We start from the raw sequence: 23,144 nt of genomic DNA, 5'->3' as shown, positions 1-23,144 counted from the left end.
CAGGACGGACTAGCAATATCTCTGGGCAGAAGGATCCCGGAAAAAATCTTTGCTAAACCGGGGATCAAGTTCGCCATTGGGCAATTTTGATATTAGAATTCAGCCAACACACCAATTTCACTAATCTGTTGGCATTATTTGAGATTTGAGAACCATGGGGAATGAAAAAGCTAGAGTCGGTATCATTGGCGCGTCGGGCTATGGCGGCATTCAGCTAGTACGTTTATTGTTGGAACATCCCCAGGTGGAATTGACCTACCTAGCGGGGCACAGCAGTGCAGGCAAGCCCTACAGTGATCTTTATCCCCATTTAACCCACCGGGTAAACCTCACCATCGAACCCATTGACCTAGAGGCGATCGCCAGCCGTTGTGATGCGGTGTTCCTTGGTCTGCCCAATGGTTTAGCCTGTGACATGGCCCCGGCATTATTGGCCAAAGGTTGTAAAGTTTTAGATCTGTCGGCGGACTATCGTTTCCGCAATCTTAACACCTACACGGAATGGTACAAAAAGGATCGTCAGGACCAAGCCACCAATAACCAAGCTGTTTACGGCCTGCCGGAATTGTACCGGGATGCTATTAGGGATGCCCAACTAATTGGTTGCCCCGGCTGTTATCCCACCGCCAGTTTACTAGCCCTTTCCCCGTTGCTGAAACAGGGTTTCATTGTGCCCGAAACTGCCATTATTGACGCTAAGTCCGGTACTTCCGGGGGAGGTAGAGAGGCAAAAGTTAACATGCTCCTAGCAGAAGCAGAAGGATCTTTGGGGGCCTACGGAGTAGCTAAACACCGCCATACCCCTGAAATTGAACAGATTGCCAGTGATTTGGCCGGTACGGAGCTAAGGGTACAGTTCACGCCTCACTTGATCCCCATGGTGCGCGGTATCCTAGCCACCGTTTATGCCACCCTGCGGGATCCGGGTTTGGTGCGGGATGATCTGATCACCATTTACAGTGCTTTTTACCGGGCTTCCCCCTTTGTGAAAATTCTGCCCCACGGGGTTTACCCCCAAACGAAATGGGCTTGGGGGACGAATCTTTGCTACATTGGCATCGAAGTGGACCCCCGCACTGGGCGGGTAATTGTCCTTTCCGCCATTGATAATCTGGTCAAAGGCCAGGCAGGGCAGGCAGTGCAATGCTTAAACCTCATGATGGGTTGGGAAGAATCCTTAGGCTTGCCCCAACTGGCTTTTTATCCCTAGTTATTCGGTTGGAAAAACATCCCAATCTGAGCCAATTGCCATCAAAGTAAAACTCCCCCAGGGTCTTAGTTCTGGAGGAGTTATTTTTTTCCGAGTCATTAACCCGGCTTTATTTTTTCAAACAGGCTATCTGAATCAATGTTTACTGTTGGCGATCACTATAGGCAGGACGACGGCCACCGCTGGAGCGACGGGGTTTGCCCGGTTTACCTTGGTAACCACCCCCACTTTTGTTCTGGCCACCGCCAGCATTGCGGCCACGACGGAGAACGGGCTTGTTGAAATCAACTTCCGGCACTTCCCAATCGGATTTCATCCAATGGGGACAGCTCTGGTCATAGATCATCTGTAAAGCAGCAGCGGCGATCGCCTGGGCATCGTACTCATCGCTCAATTCCCGCACTAAAGGAAGGAAGGAGGCCATCCGCTCACCGGTCAGGGCTTCCTTGAGTTGTTCCTGCAGTTTTTCAATCCGCTTGGCTTCCACCTGCGAACGGTTAGGAATGGTACAAACTTCAATTTGTTGTTTCAGACGGTTTTCGATGGATCGCAGTAAACGACGGTCAATGGGTTCCACCAAGGCGATCGCCTTACCAGTCTTACCAGCCCGACCGGTGCGGCCAATGCGGTGAATGTAGGTTTCAGCGTTATCGGGTAAATCAAAGTTGACCACATGGCTGAGGTTATTCACATCTAAACCCCGGGCGGCGATGTCCGTGGCCACCACCAGCTTAATTTTGCCATCCCGGAAACGGTGCACCAAACGCTCCCGTTGGGATTGGCTCAGGTTGCCGTGGTACTCATCCACGCTATGGCCCGCTTCTTGCAAACGACTGGTGAGGTCTGCGGCGGTTTGTTTAGTACGAACAAAAATAATGGCGGATTCGGGATCTTCCATTTCCAGAATCGGTTGTAGCGCTTTAGCCTTAGACCAACCGCGGGGCACGTGATAAAGCTGCTGCTCAATGCGGGTGGGGGTGGATTGGGTCTGTTTAACGGTCACCAGGGCGGGATCATTTAAAAATTGGTTGACCAATTCTTTGATTTCCCGGGGCATGGTGGCAGAAAAACAAGCGGTCTGCCTGGTGGGGGGAGTTTTACGCAGAATGGTTTTCACATCGTCAATGAAGCCCATGCTCAGCATTTCGTCCGCTTCATCCAGCACCACCCATTGGATGGTTTCTAATTTAAGTTTTTTGCGGTCAATTAGGTCAATCACCCGTCCAGGGGTGCCCACCACAATTTGCACACCCCGTTCTAGGCTGCGAATTTGCCGCTCGATGGATTGACCACCGTACACATTCAAAATAAATAGACGGCGCTCGTGGGAAAAGTCCTTCATTGCTTCCGCCACCTGCTGGGCCAATTCCCGGGTGGGGGTCAAAATTAAGGCTTGCAAGTCCCCCTCTGGGTCAATGCGGTCCATCAAAGGTAGGGCAAAGGCGGCGGTTTTCCCCGTGCCGGTTTGGGATTGGGCCAGCATGTCCCGGCCGCTCAAAAGCAGGGGAATGGCTTCAGTTTGAATTTGGGTGGGAGCCTCAAAGCCAATGTCGGCCAAGAGTTGACAACGTTTTTCAGAAAGACCAAGGTCAGCGAAGGTACTAGTCAAAGTATTAGTCATGGAAAAGTTAAATAATTTCGGATAACAAAAGACGGTTTAGTGGGCAAATAATTAAGGATTAAAAAGTTTGCGGGAATGGCTGGGAACCAACCGTCAATAACACAGCCAGTCCATCCCCTTAGTTCAATAGCTAAAAAACCTTAGCCTCCTCGGCGGTCATACCGTACAGGTCATAATCGTCGGTGGCAGTGATCACGACCGGGACGATTTCATTCAAATTGGCATTGCCCTTGACATAGACTAATCCGTCCACCTCTGGAGCAAAGCGGGTTGATCGGCCGATGAATTCCCCAGTGCTGGGATTTTCCTGCTCGATCAGCACATCCAGGGTCTGCCCCAAACAAGCGGCATTTTTCTGGGCGGAAATGGGCTGTTGCAGAGCCATTAACCGATCCCGGCGATCGCCCATTACTTCTTCGGGCACAGCATTGGGCAGATCAAAGGCGGCGGTGCCTTCCTCTGGGGAAAAAGTAAACACTCCCACATGGTCAAATTGATGGCGTTGGACAAAGTCTAGCAAATGCCCAAAATGTTCCTCGGTTTCCCCAGGAAAACCAACAATGAAGGTGGTACGTAGCACAGCGTCGGGAAGGGCAGTTTTTAGTCTAGTGATGATGTCGTCGTTGACTTGGCCCTGCCAGGGGCGATTCATGGCTCTGAGAATGTCGGGATGGGAATGTTGCAGGGGTAAATCCAAATAGGGGAGGACGTTGGGAGTATCCCGAATTGCCTCAATTACTTTGGGGGTCAATCCGGTGGGATAGGCGTAGTGAATACGAATCCAAGGAATATCGACTTTACCCAGGGCCTGTAATAGTTCTGCCAGTTTCGGCTCCCCATACAGATCCAATCCATAATTGGTGGTGATTTGGGAGATGAGAATTAATTCCTTTACCCCTTGGCTAGCCAGTTGTTCGGCTTCCGCCACAATAGATTCAATCGGGCGAGACCGTTGTTTGCCCCGTAGTTGAGGGATGATGCAAAAAGCACAGCGATAATCACAGCCTTCCGCCACCCGCAGATAGGCGATCGCCTCGTTGGTGGTGCGATAACGTGGCAAATTTTCGTCGGCTATGAAACTGGGATTGGGGGAAATGGCTTTAACTCGCTGACCCTGTTCCGTGCGTCGAATAATATCAACAATATTTTGGTAATCCCCGGTGCCCACCACGGCCACCGCTTCGGGAATTTCTTCTAAAAGTTGCTCCTGGAAATGCTGGGCCAGGCAACCGGAAATAACGATTTTCTTCTTTGCTTCCGCTAGTTCTACTAAGGTTCTCACCGACTCCTGGCGAGCATCCTGGATAAAACTACAGGTATTAACAATGACGTAATCTGCTAATTCTTCATTGGCATCGACTTGGTAACCCGCTTCCACCAGCAGGCCTAACATATGTTCAGAATCAATGCGGTTTTTTTCGCAACCCAAATGGTTGATGGCGATCGTTGGCGTTTGGCCCATAAATTAATTACTAGGGATTAACTGACTATTGACTGAGTTCGAGTCCAAGGGATGTAGGGTAGGGACTAAACCAGGCAATGATCAGCAAATTCTGTAAATACAGCCTGCGGATGGGGAACGGTGGTCAGACCCTTTTTATTTGTAAAGACATTGTAACAGATTTACACCAGAAAACCTGAGGTCGTTTGGTGTAATGTTATACATTTCCTGACATTACTCCCAATATTCTCCTACTCTGACGTTGAAAATGCCCACAGAAAAGTCGCCTTAATCCAGCAATAGATAGAAATATGGCGAAAAATTCCCCCATTAGTCCCATTGAGGAAATGGAGGAGGTTCTGAGCAAAAAAGTTTAAATAAATAATAATTTTCTAACCAAAACGATAGCCAAAGCCCCGCACTGTGACTAAATATTCCGGCTGACTGGGGTCCTGTTCCAGCTTTTCCCGTAGCCAGCGGATATGGACATCCACCGTTTTGCTGTCTCCCATAAAATCAATGCCCCAAATATGTTCAATTAACTGTTCCCTAGACCAGACTCGACGGGGATAGCTCATGAACAATTCCAATAGGCGAAATTCCTTCGGGGCCAAACTCACTTCTTCTCCCCGCATTAACACCCGACACTCCTGGGGATAAAGCACCAAATCCCTAAATTTGCGGAATGGGGCAATGTTATTACCAGCCAAGCCCTGGCGACGGATCATGGCGCGGCAACGGGCCACCAATTCCTTCAGGCTAAAGGGCTTAGTGATGTAGTCATCGGCCCCCACTTCCAAGCCAGTTACTTTTTCCATTTCACTGCCTTTGGCACTGACAATTAAAATCGGGGTATTATCGCCACCAAAGCGCAAACTACGACATACATCTAAGCCGTTTACCTGGGGAAGCATGATGTCCAGAATGATCAGGTCTACGGCGGCCTGACCGGGGTCTTCGCTAAATTCTTGCAACAGAGCTAAGGCATCACGTCCATCGTCCACCGCATAAACTTCATAACCTTCTTCCTGCAGTGATAGGACAATGGTTTCACGAATGGAAACCTCGTCTTCAACGACCAAAATACGATGGCTGGGGGGAATTTCCTGGTGTTGCAGACTATGGGGGGGGGCTTCTAGCGTTGCCATTGGGAAACCTACTAGATGGTATTTAACCAACATATAACACAGAACATTGATGTTAACAGCAAACTTTTTGGCAAAATAATGACATGGTGAAAAAAGCTAATCTCCGCTAGGGCTGGAAATTGGGCACGAAAAAAATTCCCCCGTTTGCTATTGAGGGAAAATCGTTGAATTGGCAAAGCCTAGATAGGAAATGGAAATTGGTTAAGTTTTGCCCCCTAGAATTTGCCGAAGCCTTCATCTACTAAGTTGGGATTATTTTGATAGGCGGCCACCGCTAGGCGATCGCACCGCTCATTTTCCTTATTGCCAGCGTGGGCTTTGACCCACTGGAATGTAACTTGATGTTTTTCGCACAGCGTTAACATCGTTTCCCACAGGTCGGGGTTTTTGGCCTTTTCCTTGGCATTCCTTTGCCATCCGTTGGCTTTCCATTTCTTGGCCCAACCCTTGCTCATGGCATCGACCATATAGCGGGAATCGGTATAGAGCAACACTTGGGACGGTTCTTGTAAATGACTCAAGGCGGCGATCGCCCCCATAATTTCCATGCGATTATTGGTGGTCATTTTATAACCGGCGGACAATTCCTCCCGACGACCATCACCGTAGAGAATCACTGCGCCATAGCCACCAGGGCCAGGATTCATGGAGCAGGCACCATCGGTGTAGAGAGTTACGGAATTGGGGGTAGAGGCCATGGACAAATTCAGCAAGGTTAGGGTTAATGGGAAAATCAGCGCTGGTCAAGCTGGGATCATAAGCAGGATGGAAAATCAGAGTGAACGAAGAGCGTTTTGCCGACACGAAACTAATGCGCCTACAACTTTGTTTATACCTGCTTCCCGTAGTGGGCATATTACCGTCCCTCTGGCAGTTACGCCAACCAGACCAACCTAACTGGGGCGACAATCAGCATCACCGTCAACGTCGCCGTTTAAGTCGTCGGTCATTGCAATTAACCCTAGGTTGGCTCTGCCTGTACCTATTACTCTGGGGGACTGGCCAGGGCGCGGGGGAATTGGCCGCATTTAGACTAATGTACCTAAATGGTCTGATCACCACCGGTTATTTCCTGGTGTGTTTGCTGTGGATGGGCAGAATTTTTTTCCAGCCTTTGCCATCCACTAAGAATTGAGAGTTCCCTCGTTCAAGGGCTTGGGATTTCTGCTTCACCGGGTTTATCTAGTCTTGGCTGTTCTGTGTTCTATGAGCCGAACAAAGCAATGGTTTTTGGGTTACCAGGGGTCAATCACAGATTTAAACGGATTAAATTTTTTCCCCTCCGGGACGTTAGCTTCTTCTTCTGCAATAAAGGTTTCCTCCCCGGCATTGAAGGGGGCAGCGGCAGGTTGGCCCAATTGATCGTCAATTAATAATTCTTCAATTTGATCAAAACCTTCCATAACGGTTACGGCTTGTTCATGTCTGTCCCTAGCCTTGGGCCTTTTGTGGGCAGATAAATCCTCCAGGGCCTGCAATTCTGCCATGAGGTCTAAGTTGGGGCCAGCAGCCGATGGGGAATGATGATCGCCAGCCCGGGTACGGTGAGCAGAAGGGCGATCGCCAGCCATTTTTTTCAAATCCGCCAGGGCACGGTTAAGCTCCTGCACAGATTTTTCCAGTTGTTGCAGACGTTGCCACCATTGGTCATCGGAGAACATAGTTTCCCCTGGGATGGTTTGAGTTGCGGGGGGAGTCATTGGTGATGATTGTGCACTAATAGCTTCAGGGGGGGACGATCGGGGCGATAGTTGCCGGGGCAATTGGGGAAAAAGTCTGGTCACTTCTTCGAGGGTGGTGACTCCCTGACTCACTAGGGTGATCGCCTGGCGAGCGGGACTAGCAATGCCAGCTTGACTTAAACCATTGATAATTTCTGCGTGGGAACAGGGGCTACTGACTAACTGTTGGAGCTCAGGAGTAATGGCCACGACCTCAAATATCCCCGTCATGCCAGAGTAACCAAGGCCATGGCACTGACGACAGAGACGACTTTTGATCATGGGTTGGGCCATCAACTCCATACTCAAACTGTTAGCCCGATAAATAGTTCCCGGAGGCAGACCAAAACGTTGTTGCTCTTCCGGTGTCACTTCCCCCCTCAAACGACAGGCTGGACAGACCCGTCGCACTGGCCGCTGGGAAACAATGCCCTTCAGGTGTTGCCCCAATACCGCTGGTTCAAACCATTGCTGCAGTTGGGCGATCGCCGAGGGCACATCTTTGGCAATGACAGAGGTGAAAACTAAATGGCCTTGGTTGAGGACTTGGGTCAAAATTTGGGCTGTTTCCTGATCCTCCAAGGGATCCACTGCCATCACTGCGGGCCATTGATCCTGGAGGGACTGCACTGCCTTTTCGCTGGTAAAGTCCTTTTGGGGGTTTACTTCTAGCTGATTAATGTTTTCATAAACATGGACAAGGGGATCGGACACCAAGGCAACGGAGCGATTCTGGTCCAACTGCTGTCCCAAAAAAGCTTCCATGGTAGTGGTTTTGCCGCCATAGGCCGCCCCAATTACCACCACTAAACCTTGGGATTCCTGGGCTAATCTTTGTAAACTTTCCTGGCTCTGGCGATCGCCACAAAGTTGGGCAAAATCAGGTAATTTTTCTAGGTGAGGAACCACCCGTACCAGTATTTTTTCACCGTAAAAACTGGGCAGAATATTGACGTAGAAAAATACTGACTGGCCATTATAACTTTTGCGGATGCGGGCCTTTTGGGGGATGTTGGTCTGGCTGGTGTCCAAATGGGCCATGGTTTTCACCCTGGCGACCAATTTGGGGCCTAACTCCCTAGGCAGGGGTTCAAGCAACATCCGGAGATTACCACCCTGACGAATCTGCACCAGCACCCGATTATCCTGGGGGTCAATGTGAATTTCGCTGGCCCCTTCCCGCAACCCAAGGATGAGAATTTTATTAGCTAATTTAACTTCTGGCCCTTCGGATTTGGCCTCTGGATTAGAATCATTTGTATTTTCGGCTATGGCACTGACCGGCGGGGGAGCAACCGGGGGAGTATTCTGCAGAGCTGCGATTTGTTGCGGTAAATCCTCAATAATTTCCGTTACTTCCACCACCGTTGCTTTGCCATCGTAGGGATCTTCACTAATCTCAGTTTGGCGGTGGGCGTTCAGGGCGGCCTGCACTTCCGGATCGTGGTAAAGCTGATCGATTAAATTATCAAAATCATCCTTGGTCACCCCCCGCCGCCGCAGGGTAAGCCGATGGGGCGCTAGTTGTCGTTGTAAAAATTGACTTGCTTCCGGGTCGCTGGGGTCCACCATCACCACTAACAAAGCCCCCGGATTTTCCCGGTAATGGAGGGGTAAAAAACCATACTGACGGCAGATGGGCAAAGGAAAGTAACGGTTCAGTAAACTGGCGATCGCCTCGGTGTTGGCCAGGGTCGTTAACTGATGTTGGTCAAAAAACTTCACCCCATGGATCACCGAAAGGGCAAACCGTTGCTGAGCTTGGTACTGGCGATGTAGTTCATCGGGCAAAGATTCCCCCAATATTGTTTCCACCAAAGTCGGCAGAGCAATGCCGGTGCGACGCGCCTCCATTAAAGCCTGATGAATTTGGGAAAGGGAAAGATAACCCGCTTCAATGAGGGCTTGTTCAAAAGGGGAGAGGCTAAATTCGGGGGAATCGGAGGAAAAGACCATGGCAGGGGCGACCGAGATAACAGTTCAGCAAACAACAACAGTGATGAGTAGTGCTAATTTCAGAATGCCTCAAGGGAGCAAAATCCTATCAAAATTGCGCTAAATACCCAAGGCTGACAATTTTTCCTACTAAACTTAGTACTTTCCCCTAGTTTAAGCAATGGTTGGCCGACTGGGGTCAATTTGTTCGGTTAAATCCCCTAATCCCAGGGATTACGAAAATCACAGCAATGGGGACAAACGGGGGGAAAAGTAACGGGCGGCGGAGGTACAGGTTTCCAAGACTTCCACGGAATGTAACCCCGGTACCCCAGCTTCTTCTAATTTGGCAAAGATCCAAGCGGCGATCGCCTCACTGGTGGGGCTTTCCAAACCAAGACTGTCGTTGAGGTAATAATGGTCGAGGTGATTTTTCACCAAGGGGTCCAAATGGGCTTTGAGCACACTAAAGTCCATCACCATGCCCGTTTCTGAACCAGTGGTTTTCAGGCGATCGCTGGCCACGTAAACCCGGCCCCGAAAACTATGGCCATGTAAGCGTCGACATTTCCCTTCGTGGTGGGGCAATTGATGGGCCGCCTCAAAGGAAAACTCCTTATAAATAATCCACATAAAAATCTCAAATCACTGTCTACTCACCCTAGGATGAGGGAAAATCGTCCCCAGTGACCAAACGCTGACCCCTTTAACATTAGCCAATTTTTGCCTCCCTCGATTAAGATTAGGAACTATATTTTGGCCCCTGCCACTTTTTTATGGCAATGGGAGTCCCTAAAAGTCGAAGCTAGATTTTTTGGCTGCTTCAGGCTTTGAAAATGAGGATTTACTATGTCTGAATGGGTTGAACAGCGTTTACAGTCCCTTGCCAAGGCTTTCGATCAATCCTATTGCGGAGCCATTGAGGCCGTGGTAGATCTGATTTGCCAAAGATTCCAGGCGGGTAATAAATTGCTCATCTGCGGTAACGGGGGATCCGCCGCCGATGCCCAACACCTGGCCGCTGAATTTGTCGGCCGTTTCCATTTCAACCGCCAAGCCCTACCGGCGATCGCCTTGACCGCCAACAGTTCCATCCTCACGTCTGTCAGCAACGATTACACCTACGATATTGTTTTTTCCCGTCAAGTGGAAGCTTTGGGCCAACCGGGGGATATTCTTTGGGGTTTGTCCACTTCGGGTAAATCCACCAATGTGCTCCATGCGCTGAAATGTGCCAAGGATAAGGGTTTACACACCATCGGCATGGCTGGTAATAACGGTGGTTTGTTCCAGGAATTTGCTGACTATCCCCTCTTCGTCGCCGACAAAAACACTCCCTGCATCCAAGAAGTGCATTTGATGACCTACCATCACATCTGTGAACAGGTGGAATCCCGTCTCTTCGCCCAAAAGTCTGTGGGAATCAAAGTCTAGTTGAAAGGGTGATCAAATTTAGTTCGATGGGGGGTAGGACTGCGTCCCCGTCCTGTAGGATACTAAAGCCATTTTTAATCTAGCCAAATAAATATTCACACCGATAACCTTGAGTGCCCTCCGCAAAGCCCTGTTCCTCGACCGTGACGGCGTCATCATTGACTATATTCCCTACCTTGGTAAACCGGAGCAAGTGCAGTTACCGGCCGGTGCCGGGGAAGCTTTAACCCAGTGGCAAAAAGCAGGATATTTATTAATTGTGATCACCAATCAGGCGGGCATTGGCCGGGGTTATTTTGACCACGGTGACGTGGCGGCGGTCCATACCAAAATCCGACAAGAGTACGGCAAAGAGGGAGTAAAGTTCACCGATTTTTTCCTTTGCCCCCACCATCCAGAGGACGGTTGTGATTGCCGTAAACCTTCCCCCGAAATGTTGTTGCGGGCGGCGGAGCAGTACCAAATTTCTCTCCAGGAATCCTACTTTATTGGCGATGCCCCCAGTGACGTGGGAGCAGCCATTGCGGCCGGTTGTCAGCCAGTGGTGCTAATGACAGGGCGGGGTGAGGAAACTTGCCAACAGTTGGATAAGTTTAGGTTGCAATTAGCTGGGCCAATTCCCGTCTTTGCCAATCTGGGGGAAACTGTTAGTCTGCTGGCTTCCCTTTCAAGCAAATGAACTCTGACCATTCTCGGGATCAACCCCTATTTATTTCTCTCATACCCCATCTGATGGGAGGGAAAGGCCATATTGTGCCTTACCACGGGGCGGTACGGCGATCGGTAGAGTATTTGGGGTGGCAGTATCAAGCTTGGGTGCCCCAGGATGCGGATCCAAATTTAGAAGAAATTGGCGATCGCCTCCATCGAATTCTTCTGCCGGAGGATTTGGAAGCGGAGGGGAGCATGGTGGCAAAAATAACCCGTCTTCCCCAAGCCATGCAATGTAGTGATGTTTTAGCTCAACAATTGCAATCTTTGTTAACCAATGGGGAAAGTAGACCAGTTATTCTATTTTTAGAACGGTTCATCCATCTCCAACTGTTTGCTATCTGGTGGGGACTACGGCAATTATCTCCCGAAGCCCGAAGCCGATTGCATTTTTGGATCCTCTACCGTCGGGACGTGCATCTAGACCAAACCCGTTCTATTTACCATTGGCTCCACCAACGCTTACGGAAATTATTACCCCCACCCCAATGCCAATTTTTAACCGATAGTGAACCCCTCGGGCGATCGCTCCAGGATTATTTTGGCCAACCATTCACCGTGATGCCCATTCCCCACACGGATTTTGCTGAAGTTGTACCTTTATTTACAGAAGCTGATCCCATTCTTTGCTGGTGGCCCGGTGCCCCTCGGGAAGAAAAAGGTTGGTCGGTGATGCGTCATTTGGTTTCATTGCCCCGGCCTAATTCACCTAGGCTCCAACTAATTGCGGCGGCGGCTTCCGGATTAAAAAGTGACAGTGAAGGAATTGAAGTTCATTTAATTGGCGATCGCCTGACTAGGGAAGAATACGCCGGTTGGTTAAATAAAGCCCAAATTATTCTCTTACCCTACGATCCAGAAGCTTATGCAGAAAGGACTTCCGGCATTTTCACCGAAGCCATCATCGCAGAAAGAATACCGTTAGTATCTCCGGGCACCTGGATGGCCAGGGAATTAAACCAGTACGACCTCGACAGTTTAGTAGTGGATTGGCAAGCCCAATCCCTAGTATGGGCAGAAATTGACCAAAAGTTGGCCGATTCAAGCATCCATCAGCAATTAGCAGCCATGGCCCAAGCTTACCGTCGGCACCACAGCCTAGAAAGTTATGCCAAAACCCTGCAAGAAATCTGGCTTTCCCGGCATAATGGAAACATGGAAGTTAACAATATGTAACATTCCGTCTCCAATTTTTCATCTTTCTAGGCAGATCCATCCATGCGCGTAATTCTGATGACAGGTAAAGGGGGGGTTGGTAAAACCTCCGTTGCGGCGGCCACCGGTCTCCGTTGTGCGGAATTAGGCCATAAGACCCTAGTTCTGAGTACCGACCCTGCCCATTCCCTCGCTGACAGTTTTGATCTGGAGTTGGGCCATGAGCCTCGCCTGGTGAAGGAGAATCTTTGGGGAGCAGAATTGGATGCTTTGATGGAGTTGGAAGGCAACTGGGGCGCAGTTAAGCGTTACATTACCCAGGTATTACAGGCCCGGGGGCTAGATGGAGTACAGGCGGAGGAACTGGCCATTCTCCCTGGCATGGATGAAATTTTTGGTCTGGTGCGGATGAAACGCCACTATGACGAAGCTGATTATGATGTACTGATTATCGATTCTGCTCCCACAGGTACTGCCCTACGTCTGCTCAGTTTGCCGGAAGTGGGGGGGTGGTATATGCGACGTTTTTATAAGCCTTTACAGGGGATGTCCGTGGCCCTCAGACCATTGGTGGAACCCCTATTTAGACCGATCGCCGGTTTTTCTTTGCCCGACAAGGAAGTGATGGATGCTCCCTACGAATTTTATGAGCAAATTGAAGCCCTGGAAAAAGTGTTAACAGATAACACGCAGACTTCCGTACGTTTGGTGACCAACCCAGAAAAGATGGTGTTGAAGGAATCATTGCGGGCCCATGCCTACCTAAGTTTGTACAATGTATCCACGGATTTAGTCATTGCTAACCGGATTTTGCCCGAAACCATTGATGATCCCTTCTTCCAACGGTGGAAAAGTAACCAACAGGTCTATAAACAAGAAATTTATGACAATTTCCATCCTCTGCCGGTGAAGGAAGCGCCCCTATTCTCGGAAGAAATGTGTGGCTTAGCAGCTTTGGAAAGACTGAAGGACACTTTGTACAAAGATGAAGATCCTTCCCAGGTTTACTACAAGGAAAACACCATTAACATTGTTCAGGGCAGCAACAATGATTACAGTTTAGAACTTTATTTACCAGGTATTCCCAAAGAGCAAATTCAACTAAATAAAACTGGCGATGAGTTAAATGTTCGTATCGGTAACCATCGCCGCAACTTGGTTCTGCCCCAGGCTTTGGCGGCCCTAAGTCCCGCTGGAGCAAAAATGGAGGATGATTACCTCAAAATTAGGTTTGCTGAGGCAGTTAAACGGTAAAGTCGTCATCACTAAAGAAGCGAATGGTTGCTTGCAAAGATTGTAAAAATAGGTCAATTTCTTCTTTGGTGTTGTAGAAATACAGACTGGCCCTAGCACTGCCGGAAGCGTCAAACAATCGGTGCAACGGTTGGGTGCAATGGTGCCCGGAACGGATGGCGATACCGTCTTGATCCACCATGGTGGCCACGTCGCTGGCGTGGAGTCCCGCCACGTTAAAGGACGCTAAAGCGGCCCGATCGCCGTGTTTGGGATTGGGGCCGTAAAGTCGCAGTTGGGGAATTTGCCCCAAGCCTTGCCAGAGGTAATGGGTTAATTCCACTTCATAGTTATGAATATTTTCCATCCCTAAGTCGGTTAAATAATCCACTGCCGCTCCTAAGGCGATCGCCTCGGCAATGGCCGGGGTCCCCGCTTCAAATTTGTGGGGCAACTCTCCAGTGGTGAAATGATCAAAAAAGACTTCAGCAATCATTTCGCCGCCGCCAAAAAAGGGAGGCATGGCTTCTAAGATTTCTTCTTTGCCGTAAAGGAACCCAATGCCCGTGGGAGCGCACATTTTGTGACCACTGGCCACTAACCAATCACAATCAATTAGTTGTACGTCCAGAGGGTAATGAGGCGCACTTTGGCAGGCGTCAACTAACACTTTAGCCCCAGCTTGGTGGGCTAATTGGGCAATTTCTTCCGCCGGGTTAACGCAGCCCAAGGTGTTAGAAATGTGAACAACAGTGACCAACTTAGTCTTTTCAGAAAGTAGAGTTTTAAAATGTTCTAAATCAAAGCTTTCTTGCTCGTCTAATTGGACAAATTTTAGTACAGCCCCGGTTTTGGCCGCCACCATTTGCCAAGGCACTAAATTGCTGTGATGTTCCATCACGGTGGTAATGATTTCATCCCCTGCTTTGAGATTATTCATCCCCCAGCTATAGGCCACCAAATTAATCGCTTCCGTGGCGTTACGAGTGTAAACAATCTCCCTTGGCGATCGGGCATTAATAAATTTTGCCACTTTATTCCGAACTGCTTCGTAGGCATCAGTAGCCCGCACACTTAGTTGATGGGCTCCCCGGTGAACATTAGCATTATCGTTTTCATAGTAATGCATCAATTTTTCCAGCACAGCCCGGGGTTTTTGGGAGGTGGCGGCATTGTCCAAATACACCAGGGGATGGCCATTAATTTCTTGATTTAAGATGGGAAAATCTTGGCGGACAGTGGCGGCAAGGCTGGGAATTTGGAGAGCAACCATGGCTTAAAAATCAAAGAATACTAAGGCTAACTAAAAAATCAACTAAAATACCGAGTTTGCTGACTGACTAAATAGTCCGACAGGAAACACATTGCCGCAAACGTCCTTGCAAAGAGGCTAAGGGAATTTGATCCAGAATTTCCCCAGCAAAGGCATCAATCAATAAATGGCGAGCATCATAATCATTTAGGCCCCGACTACGGAGATAAAAGACCTCGTCCGCCTCCAACTGGCTAATGGTAGCTCCGTGGGAACATTTAACATTATCAGCGGTGATTTGTAGCTCAGGTTTTGTATTAATACGGGCTTTGGAAGATAACACCAAATTACGGTTTAACTGTTGGGCGTTGGTCAATTGGGCCGCCTGGGGTACTAAAACCTTACCGCTAAAAACTGCCTGGGCATATTCATCCACAATACATTTATGGAGTTGATTGGTTGCCCCATGGGGATGGTTTAAAGCTATGGTACTGTGGGTGTCGCTCACCTGCCGTCCCGCCAGGATAGTTAAGGCCAAAAATTCAGTTTTCGTGGCTTCTTCCTGCTGTGTCATTTGCAAATTATGACGGGATAATTTTGCGCCTAAGTTAACATCAATTAATCGGTAACGACTTTGTTTCCCCTGGGCGATCGCCGTGGTGGCAATGTGGAAGCTATCACCGGAGTCCCGTTGGTTACGGATATGGGTAACCTGGGCATTTTCCCCTAAATAAATTTCGCTGACGATGTTGTTAAAGTAGGGCTGTTGCTGCGGGCGATCCGTGCAATTGGTGCTGATCGCTCCGTAGGACTCGGCGATGGTTACTTGGGCGTTATTTTCTACTACCACTAACAAACGGGGTTGCACCATGATAGGGGTTGGATCAACCACCGTTAAAAACAGTAAGTGGATGGGACTTTTCAGTTCAGTATTGGCGGGAATCCAGACTACCGCACTATCTGTCATCCCGGCAGTATTAAGGTTACTAAAAACTTCGTTACCGTCCGTTTTTTGCCCCAAATAGTTGGCTAACTGCTCCCTTTGATGGGCGGCAAGATTAGTCCAGGATTGACAAGTAATGGCGCTGGGTAAATCATTAGTATTCGACAACTCTGGAGTAAAAAAGCCATTGATAAATACCAGGCGACTTTGATGGGCTTCCGGTAAGTAGAAATTTTCCGCCGCCGCCACATCCAGACTAACTTTACCAGCGGCCACAAAATCAATTGCTTTTAGCTCGCTTAAATCCGTAAATTGCCATTCCTCATCCCGCTTATGGGGCAACCGCAAACTACCCAACAAATCGGCTGCTCCCTGTCGTTTATTCACCAAAATGGAGTCCTCCGTCCCGGAGACCATGGCTTGCTCCTTAAGGGCTTGCAGTTCTTTGTCTATCTCTGTTTGGTGAACTTTTTGAGTCAGGGCATCGGCTAAAATCGCGGCGGTCATGGGCAGTATCCTTGGAGATGGGCAAAGTGGATTAGTTTAGTTAGTGCAGTAGCTCAAATTGTCTCAATAATGCCTGGCGATCGGCCAACTTGCCTAGCAGAATGGAAAATAACGCAACCAAGCTGAAACAGAAGTTTAAATGGGAGCCAAAACCTGTTCATCGAGGAAATCGTACCCCTTCTCTTCCAATTCCAGGGCTAACTCCTTGCCTCCACTCATGACAATTTTACCGTCATACATCACATGGATATGGTCAGGAATAATGTAATTTAACAAGCGTTGGTAGTGGGTAATAACCAAGGTGGCATTGTCAGGATTTTTAAGAAAATTGACCCCCTCAGAGACAATGCGGAGGGCATCAATATCCAACCCCGAATCAATTTCATCAAGGATGGATAAAGTTGGCTCTAGGATTGCCATTTGCAAAATTTCATTGCGCTTCTTTTCTCCTCCAGAAAATCCTTCATTTAAGCTCCTTTCTAGAAAAGCGGGATTCATTTTCACCACGTCTAACTTTTCTTGAATTAGATCTTCAAAATCAAAGGTGTCTAATTCTTCTAAACCTAAATGTTTGCGTTTAGCATTATAGGCAATGCGGAGGAAATCTAAATTGCTTACGCCAGGAATTTCCAAAGGATATTGGAAGGCAAGAAAAATTCCCGCTAAGGCCCGCTCATGGGGTTCCAAAGCTGATAAATCTTGCCCCTGGTAGATAATTTCACCGCCAGTAATTTCATAGTCGGGATGCCCAGTAATTACTTTAGAAAGAGTACTTTTACCAGAACCGTTGCGTCCCATAATGGCGTGGACTTCCCCTGCTTTAATTTCTAGGTTAACTCCTTTGAGAATTTGATTTCCATCAACAGAGGCAGTGAGATTTTTAATGGAAAGAATAGTCTGGCTCATAAACGTATCAGAAATAACTTAATGAAAGATAGCTTGGTGAAGAATGAAAAAATCTAGGTTCTACTCTGGCTAGAATAGTTAATTATTCAGGAGAAAAATAGGTCAAACTTAAACCTAGCAGTTACCCCCCTTCGACAATTATTAACCCACAGTACCTTCTAGTTTGAGACTCAGTAATTTATCAGCCTCCGCCGCAAATTCCATGGGTAATTCGTTTAGCACATCCTTACAGAAACCGCTGACTAGCATGGACACCGCATCTTCCTCAGAAATTCCCCGTTGGGCAAAGTAAAAGAGTTGATCCTCGCCAATTTTGGAAGTGGAAGCTTCATGTTCTACTTTGGCGGTATTATTGTCCACTTGAATATAGGGAAAAGTATTAGCCGCTGCCCGATCGCCAATGAGCATGGAATCACACTGGGAATAATTGCGAGCGCCCTGGGCTTTAGGTCCCATTTTCACCAAACCCCGGTAACTGTTGGCGGAATTACCAGCGGAAATGCCTTTGGAAATAATGATACTACGGGTATTTTTACCGATGTGAATCATTTTAGTTCCCGTATCAGCTTGCTGTTTGTTGTTAGTTAAAGCAATAGAGTAGAATTCCCCGACGGAATTATCCCCAACTAGCACACAACTGGGGTATTTCCAGGTAATGGCGGAACCGGTTTCTACTTGGGTCCAGGAAATTTTGGAATTAACTCCTTTACATAGACCCCGTTTAGTCACAAAGTTGTAAATTCCGCCCTTGCCATTTTCGTCCCCAGCGTACCAGTTTTGTACGGTGGAATATTTAATGTCAGCATTATCTAGAGCTACCAATTCCACCACCGCCGCATGAAGTTGATTGGTGTCATACATGGGCGCAGTACAACCTTCCAAATAGCTAACGGAAGCCCCTTCTTCGGCAATAATTAATGTCCGCTCAAACTGCCCCGTATCCCCATTATTAATGCGGAAATAGGTGGACAATTCCATGGGACACTTCACCCCTTTGGGAATAAAAACAAAGGAACCGTCACTAAATACAGCAGAGTTTAAGGCGGCAAAGAAGTTGTCGGCGGTGGGCACCACACTGCCCAAATATTTTTGCACCAGGTCGGGATGTTCCTGCAATGCTTCAGAAATAGAACAGAAAATTACCCCGTCTTCCGCTAGCTTTTCCTTAAAAGTTGTGCCAATGGAAACACTGTCAAAAATGGCATCTACCGCCACATTACTTAAACGTTTTTGCTCCGATAGGGGAATCCCTAATTTTTCAAAGGTTTCCAACAAAGCTGGGTCCACTTCATCTAAGCTTTCTAGTTTTTTCTTACTTTGCTTAGGGGCGGAGTAGTAAATAATATCTTGGTAATCAATGGGGGGATAATGCACCGCCGGCCAAGTGGGTTCCGCCATGGTCAGCCAATGCCGGTAGGCCCGGAGGCGAAAATCCAACATGAATTCGGGTTCATTTTTCTTAGCAGAAATGAGTCGCACCACGTCTTCACTCAGACCACGGGGGATAGCATCCGCTTCAATGTTGGTGACAAAGCCATATTTGTAGGGTTGGTTGACCAGGTTTTTAACAGTGGTGGAACTCATCGAATGCAGTGTTCTCCGGGGAATTCAGATAGGGAACTGCCCAAGGCAAGGTAGATTGGCAGTGGGACGAAATAAATCTCAAGGAGCGAAACTAAAACAACAGGTAAGTTGTTTTAATCTATTCTAGAATAGATTAGCAACCCGATTGTTGTCAAAGTGCCAAGGTCGGTGCTCCTACGGGAAGTCCCTTGGCCATGGACTAGGGTTAACTAATTGATAATTAGCCGACAATTAATTTAGGTAATCCTGCTTAGCATGGGGGTTGTCCTTTCAGTTTACTGGACTGCCACGCATCGGTTCCAAAATTTCCTTCTCCTGTTGTTGACCATGACCCTCAGTTCTTCCCACTCCACCAAAGAAGATATCCTCTGCTATCTCCTCAAAGAGGGGCAAGGATCGGCGATCGCCATGGCTGAAGAGTTGGGCATTAGTCCCCAGGCCATGCGTAAGCACCTCAAGGATTTAGAAAATGATGGCCTAATTGAGCATCAACAGGAAAGACAGAGCATGGGCAGACCCCAATTTCTCTATCAGTTGAGTAAACAGGGGCGGGAACAATTTCCCCAACGTTACGGTGAATTTGCCCTTTCGTTCATCGACTCCCTGGTGGAAACAGTGGGGGAAGAACAGTTGGGGGCAGTGTTGAAAAAACAATGGCAACGGAAGGCGGAAGCCTATCGCCAACAAATTGGCCAGGGCCCCTTATCCAAAAGGGTACATAAACTGGTGGAGCTACGGCGGCAGGAAGGTTATATGGCGGAAATTCATCCCCTTTCGGTGGAGCAAGCGGAAAAATTTATTTTGTCGGAGCACCACTGTGCGATCGCCGATGTGGCCGAATCCTACCCCACCGTTTGTGGCCATGAGTTGGAAATGTTTGCCGCTATTCTGCCGGACTGTGCCATCGAAAGAACCCATTGGCTTAATGATGGGGAACACACCTGTGGTTATTTGATCCAGTCTAAAACCCCGAACTAACGGGCGGCAGAAAGATTTTTAATCAATTGACGCAGTTGGCTGTCGTTGAATACCTTCATGAGAACGCTAGCTGCCGCCGCTGGGTCTGCTGGAATGAGAACCTGGGCCACTTGGCTAGAGGCCAATTGTTTAAGACCATCGCTGACCCGAATGTTTCCAGGCTTGGCTAACACAAAACAGTCATAGCCCTGTTTAAGATCCTTCAGCACCACCGGGGCCAAGGTACGGTAGGAATGCAATGGATTGGCGATCGCCTGTTTACTGAGGGAGAGCAAATGCTGCCAATTTTCTTGCTTGGGGGCTAGGCGACCCAGACGAGTGCAATATTCCTGAAGTTTTTCCCGAGAAGTGGCCGATGGTTCCTGCTTAAACAACTGCAACATTTTATGTAGCAGGACCTTAATTTCCTCCGGCACATCACTCTCATTGAACGTACCTGTACTGGTGGACTTGGCCGCCATAGTTTGGGTAGAAGTGGCCGTGGCACTGCCCTGGTTGAGGAGATAATTCAGATAATTCTGTAACTCTTCAAACTGATATGCTGCCCCATCCACAATGGAATCTGCCTCTTCTGGCTGAAGTCCAGCGGGACTCTGCAATTTTTCCACCAAATCCTGCAAGACATCGTAGCCGTTGAGGAATAGGGACTCCAATTTTTGATCCACGGGCAATTGATGCTCCTTCAACACCTTGAAGGCATCTTCCAAACGATGGGCCGTTTTTTGGATGCTGGTGTAGCCCAACATGGCCGCCCCCCCTTTAATGGAATGGGCCGCCCGAAACATTTCGTTGACCTGTTCCGAGTCCTGCACCACCTTACCCAAGTCAAGGATGCCCCGTTCCAGGGTTTCCAAATGCTCCTGAGCTTCTTCGATAAAATAGCCGAGGATTTTTTGCTGATCCAAGGTCGTACCCTCAAATTTGGATGGCCACTCCCCTAGCATATACCGCCAGCGAGCTAAAGATAACAATGAACGCAGTAAAAGTTAACTCTAGTCCAAAAAAGGTGCAGCGGGCCGCCTGAGTAGGATGCTTTATTATCTTATACGGCAAATTTTAGCTTCAATGACACTTTTCCCTCAGAAAAATTTTCTGTCAGCAATTTATGACAACAAATCTCCGGGGATAACGAAGTTAATTCTCCACCCCCAAGGGATGGGAACGGGGTACTCCGATCGCCCGGGGAAAATCACTGGGAGTAGGTTTTTCCTTGGTTAGATAGATAAAGTGTCGCTGGGCCCCACTCCAGGGGGTAACGGCTGCCACCGTGGCACTGACTTTGCCCCCCAATAGAGCGCAGGCCCGTTCCAATTGTTCTGCTTCCGCCGCTGACCATTGACCCCGGTAAAGCACCACCGTGCCCCCCACCTTCACCAAAGGTAGGGCATATTCCGCACAGACAACCCCCTCTCCCACGGCCCGAATTAAAGCCAAATCATACTGGGAGCGATGCTGGGGCTGGTTCCCCACAGCTTCCGCCCTGGCCACCAGATAGGCCAAATTAGCTAAGCCCAAACGGTGCCCCAATTCCTCTAGATAGTTAATTTTTTTATGGGTGGAATCCAACAGGGCCACAGACCACTGGGGCCACACCAAGGCCACTGGCAATCCAGGGAATCCTCCCCCAGTGCCAATGTCGATCACCCGAGCTTGGGGGCAATTACGGCTATGGTCCGACAATAAAACCCCCGCCAGGGAATCCCAAAGGTGTTTTTCTAGGAAATCCAGGGGAGCGGTAATGCGGGTCAAATTCAAGCGGGCATTACCGACCAGGACTCCTTGGTAGAGCTTGACCATGGCCTCAATCTGTTCCCCGTCAGGTTGCCAAACCAAACCTGGGGGCCAATTTTCTAACCCCCGACGAAATTCCCCTAAATGCCCCTGGTTTGACGATAGGTCGCGATTATCTTTGTCTAGATTCAATGACACAATAACTTACTTCAGCTTAACGGGAACGGCGGCGGGGGCGATCGCCTCTGGGGGGTTTGGGGCCAGGGGAAGGCGGGAGCACTGGGCTGGGGGTGGCCACGGGGGGACGGTTGGTGATGGTGGCGTTATGTTCAGCGGAATTTTCGTAGAGGATCTGGCGGCTTTGGCTCACACTGCGCATCATTTGCCCTAATTCTCCTTCCAGGCGGCTCAACAGGCGATCGGCATAGGTATCCACATCCCTCTGCATTTCGGTGGCTTCCTGTTCCGTTTGTTTTTGTAGGGCTTCACATTCCTGCACAGTTTGCTGACGAAACTGTTGGATTTCCTGATGGGTAACTTGCTTGATTTGCTCTAGTTCCCCCATGGTCTGTCGCCGTAGGGTGTCGCACTCCTGTTGGGTTTGCCTTTGCAAAGCTTCACATTCCTGTTGCACCTGGCGCTGGAGGGCATCGCAATCCTGTTGAACTTGGGCTTTGTATTGGTCGGCTTCGTATTGGGCCTTTTGGATAATGCCCGATTCATCCTTAATGCGCTGGGCCTCCTGGTGGGCCACTTCAATCATCCGTTGGGCTTCTAACTCCGCCCCCTGCAAAATTTGCTGTTCCCTTTCCAAAATGGCGATCGCCCGATGAACCGCCCCTGGAATAAATTCAGCAATGACATCAATTTGGTCCAGGATTTTTTCCTCATCCACCACACTCCAGGCTGTTAGGGGAATGTGGAAGCTGTCATAGAGTAATTCTTGCAGCTCAGCTAGTTGTTGTTGAATATCAAAATCCACCGTCTGGCCGGGCACAACGGCGCTATTCTCAGTTACTTCAGGATTGGCACTCTCTCGGCGGGTCATAGGGTTATCTAGGCGCTTGACGGGGCAAATAGAACGAAATTTAAAACAGTTTTAACGCAATTTATCTAGGGGGATGGATAGGAAGAGCAAATATCGGCCAAGATTGAGGGGGGAACAAGATGATCCACACTACCACCGAACTTGGCAATTTCTTTGACAATACTACTACTTAAAAAGCTATATTCCTTGGCGGTGGCCAAAAATACGGTTTCCACTCCGTCCCAAAGAGTTTGGTTAGTGTGGGCCATTTGTAGTTCCTTCTCAAAGTCCGACAGGACTCGCAGACCCCGTAGTAATACCGTTGCCTGTTTTTGCTTAGCGTAGTCCACCGTCAGTCCGTTAAAGCTATCCACGGTCACATTGGTCAGATGTTGGGTACAGTGGCGGATCTGTTCCAGCCGCTTTTCCACCGAAAATAGGGGTTGCTTGCTGGGATTACAGAGCACAGCGACAATGATTTGTTCAAACAAACCACTACCCCGCTCAATAATGTCCAAATGGCCGAGGGTGATGGGGTCAAAACTACCGGGATAAATGGCGATCACAGAAGAGGTAATTTCAAGTTACGGGTGTATAAACTATCGGA

General features: G+C 48.8%; 21 protein-coding genes. 7 read left to right on the top strand and 14 right to left on the bottom strand.

From position 1 onward, the window contains the following. Positions 1-154 precede the first annotated feature (154 nt). Positions 155-1,210 (top strand): N-acetyl-gamma-glutamyl-phosphate reductase, encoded by a 1,056-nt coding sequence (gene argC, locus C7I86_RS13600; protein WP_010873785.1) that lies wholly within the window; start codon positions 155-157, stop codon positions 1,208-1,210. A 142-nt stretch (positions 1,211-1,352) separates the two neighbouring features. On the opposite strand, the gene C7I86_RS13595 is transcribed toward argC, so the two are convergent. From C7I86_RS13595 to rnhA, 4 genes are all read right to left on the bottom strand, one after another. Further along, complete coding sequence (locus C7I86_RS13595; protein WP_010873784.1) at positions 1,353-2,831, bottom strand: DEAD/DEAH box helicase; 1,479 nt, start codon at positions 2,829-2,831, stop codon at positions 1,353-1,355. Positions 2,832-2,961: 130 nt separating this feature from the next. Next, positions 2,962-4,293 (bottom strand): 30S ribosomal protein S12 methylthiotransferase RimO, encoded by a 1,332-nt coding sequence (rimO, locus tag C7I86_RS13590; protein WP_010873783.1) that lies wholly within the window; start codon positions 4,291-4,293, stop codon positions 2,962-2,964. 371 nt (positions 4,294-4,664) lie between these two features. Beyond that, positions 4,665-5,453, bottom strand: a complete 789-nt coding sequence (locus C7I86_RS13585; protein WP_010873782.1) for a response regulator transcription factor — start codon at positions 5,451-5,453, stop codon at positions 4,665-4,667. Between the two features lie 182 nt (positions 5,454-5,635). After that, positions 5,636-6,118: a ribonuclease HI gene (gene rnhA, locus C7I86_RS13580; protein WP_010873781.1), complete on the bottom strand. Its 483-nt coding sequence runs from the start codon at positions 6,116-6,118 to the stop codon at positions 5,636-5,638. A gap of 80 nt (positions 6,119-6,198) precedes the next feature. Here rnhA and C7I86_RS13575 point away from each other — a divergent pair, with 80 nt between their 5' ends. Beyond that, a complete protein-coding gene (locus C7I86_RS13575) occupies positions 6,199-6,555 on the top strand; it encodes a hypothetical protein (protein WP_010873780.1) in 357 nt (118 codons plus the stop codon). Between the two features lie 100 nt (positions 6,556-6,655). On the opposite strand, the gene C7I86_RS13570 is transcribed toward C7I86_RS13575, so the two are convergent. Both C7I86_RS13570 and queD read right to left on the bottom strand, forming a co-directional pair. Further along, positions 6,656-9,097, bottom strand: coding sequence for a GspE/PulE family protein (locus C7I86_RS13570; protein ID WP_010873779.1), 2,442 nt, complete (start codon positions 9,095-9,097; stop codon positions 6,656-6,658). Positions 9,098-9,319: 222 nt separating this feature from the next. Next, positions 9,320-9,709 carry a 6-carboxytetrahydropterin synthase QueD gene (queD, locus tag C7I86_RS13565; protein ID WP_010873778.1) on the bottom strand — a complete coding sequence of 130 codons (390 nt, stop codon included), beginning with the start codon at positions 9,707-9,709 and terminating at the stop codon, positions 9,320-9,322. Between the two features lie 216 nt (positions 9,710-9,925). Between queD and gmhA the strand changes: the two genes are divergently transcribed. The 4 genes from gmhA (at position 9,926) to C7I86_RS13545 (ending at position 13,630) form a co-directional block, all read left to right on the top strand. Then, positions 9,926-10,510, top strand: coding sequence for a D-sedoheptulose 7-phosphate isomerase (gene gmhA / locus C7I86_RS13560; RefSeq protein ID WP_010873777.1), 585 nt, complete (start codon positions 9,926-9,928; stop codon positions 10,508-10,510). A 109-nt stretch (positions 10,511-10,619) separates the two neighbouring features. Beyond that, positions 10,620-11,189, top strand: a complete 570-nt coding sequence (locus C7I86_RS13555; RefSeq protein ID WP_020862049.1) for an HAD-IIIA family hydrolase — start codon at positions 10,620-10,622, stop codon at positions 11,187-11,189. Next, positions 11,186-12,397, top strand: a complete 1,212-nt coding sequence (locus C7I86_RS13550) for a hypothetical protein (RefSeq protein WP_010873775.1) — start codon at positions 11,186-11,188, stop codon at positions 12,395-12,397. Before C7I86_RS13555 ends, C7I86_RS13550 begins: the two co-directional genes overlap by 4 nt. A gap of 42 nt (positions 12,398-12,439) precedes the next feature. Continuing rightward, positions 12,440-13,630, top strand: a complete 1,191-nt coding sequence (locus tag C7I86_RS13545) for a TRC40/GET3/ArsA family transport-energizing ATPase (protein WP_010873774.1) — start codon at positions 12,440-12,442, stop codon at positions 13,628-13,630. Here C7I86_RS13545 and C7I86_RS13540 read toward each other — a convergent pair. From C7I86_RS13540 to sufB, 4 genes are all read right to left on the bottom strand, one after another. Continuing rightward, positions 13,620-14,882: a SufS family cysteine desulfurase gene (locus tag C7I86_RS13540; RefSeq protein ID WP_010873773.1), complete on the bottom strand. Its 1,263-nt coding sequence runs from the start codon at positions 14,880-14,882 to the stop codon at positions 13,620-13,622. The two genes, C7I86_RS13545 and C7I86_RS13540, sit on opposite strands and share 11 nt — an antisense overlap. Positions 14,883-14,949: 67 nt before the next feature. Continuing rightward, entirely contained in the window at positions 14,950-16,311 is a 1,362-nt protein-coding gene (gene sufD / locus C7I86_RS13535; protein WP_010873772.1) for a Fe-S cluster assembly protein SufD, read from the bottom strand. A gap of 135 nt (positions 16,312-16,446) precedes the next feature. After that, positions 16,447-17,217 (bottom strand): Fe-S cluster assembly ATPase SufC, encoded by a 771-nt coding sequence (gene sufC, locus C7I86_RS13530; RefSeq protein WP_010873771.1) that lies wholly within the window; start codon positions 17,215-17,217, stop codon positions 16,447-16,449. Between the two features lie 141 nt (positions 17,218-17,358). After that, a complete protein-coding gene (gene sufB / locus C7I86_RS13525; RefSeq protein ID WP_010873770.1) occupies positions 17,359-18,801 on the bottom strand; it encodes a Fe-S cluster assembly protein SufB in 1,443 nt (480 codons plus the stop codon). Between the two features lie 255 nt (positions 18,802-19,056). On the opposite strand from sufB, the gene sufR reads away from it, so the two are divergent. Further along, positions 19,057-19,779: an iron-sulfur cluster biosynthesis transcriptional regulator SufR gene (sufR, locus tag C7I86_RS13520; protein ID WP_010873769.1), complete on the top strand. Its 723-nt coding sequence runs from the start codon at positions 19,057-19,059 to the stop codon at positions 19,777-19,779. On the opposite strand, the gene C7I86_RS13515 is transcribed toward sufR, so the two are convergent. From C7I86_RS13515 to coaD, 4 genes are all read right to left on the bottom strand, one after another. Continuing rightward, positions 19,776-20,684 (bottom strand): Hpt domain-containing protein, encoded by a 909-nt coding sequence (locus C7I86_RS13515; protein WP_014407145.1) that lies wholly within the window; start codon positions 20,682-20,684, stop codon positions 19,776-19,778. The genes sufR and C7I86_RS13515 overlap by 4 nt on opposite strands. 229 nt (positions 20,685-20,913) lie before the next feature. Next, positions 20,914-21,708 (bottom strand): 16S rRNA (guanine(527)-N(7))-methyltransferase RsmG, encoded by a 795-nt coding sequence (rsmG, locus tag C7I86_RS13510; protein WP_010873767.1) that lies wholly within the window; start codon positions 21,706-21,708, stop codon positions 20,914-20,916. Positions 21,709-21,724: 16 nt separating this feature from the next. Continuing rightward, positions 21,725-22,558 (bottom strand): DivIVA domain-containing protein, encoded by an 834-nt coding sequence (locus tag C7I86_RS13505; RefSeq protein ID WP_010873766.1) that lies wholly within the window; start codon positions 22,556-22,558, stop codon positions 21,725-21,727. Positions 22,559-22,623: 65 nt separating this feature from the next. Then, positions 22,624-23,103, bottom strand: coding sequence for a pantetheine-phosphate adenylyltransferase (gene coaD / locus C7I86_RS13500; protein WP_010873765.1), 480 nt, complete (start codon positions 23,101-23,103; stop codon positions 22,624-22,626). Positions 23,104-23,144: the final 41 nt, after the last annotated feature.

It is taken from the genome of Synechocystis sp. IPPAS B-1465 (assembly GCF_003015225.1).
Classification (GTDB): domain Bacteria; phylum Cyanobacteriota; class Cyanobacteriia; order Cyanobacteriales; family Microcystaceae; genus Synechocystis.
Note: the sequence above shows the minus strand (reverse complement) of the source record. Positions and strands in the feature narration are given on the sequence as shown.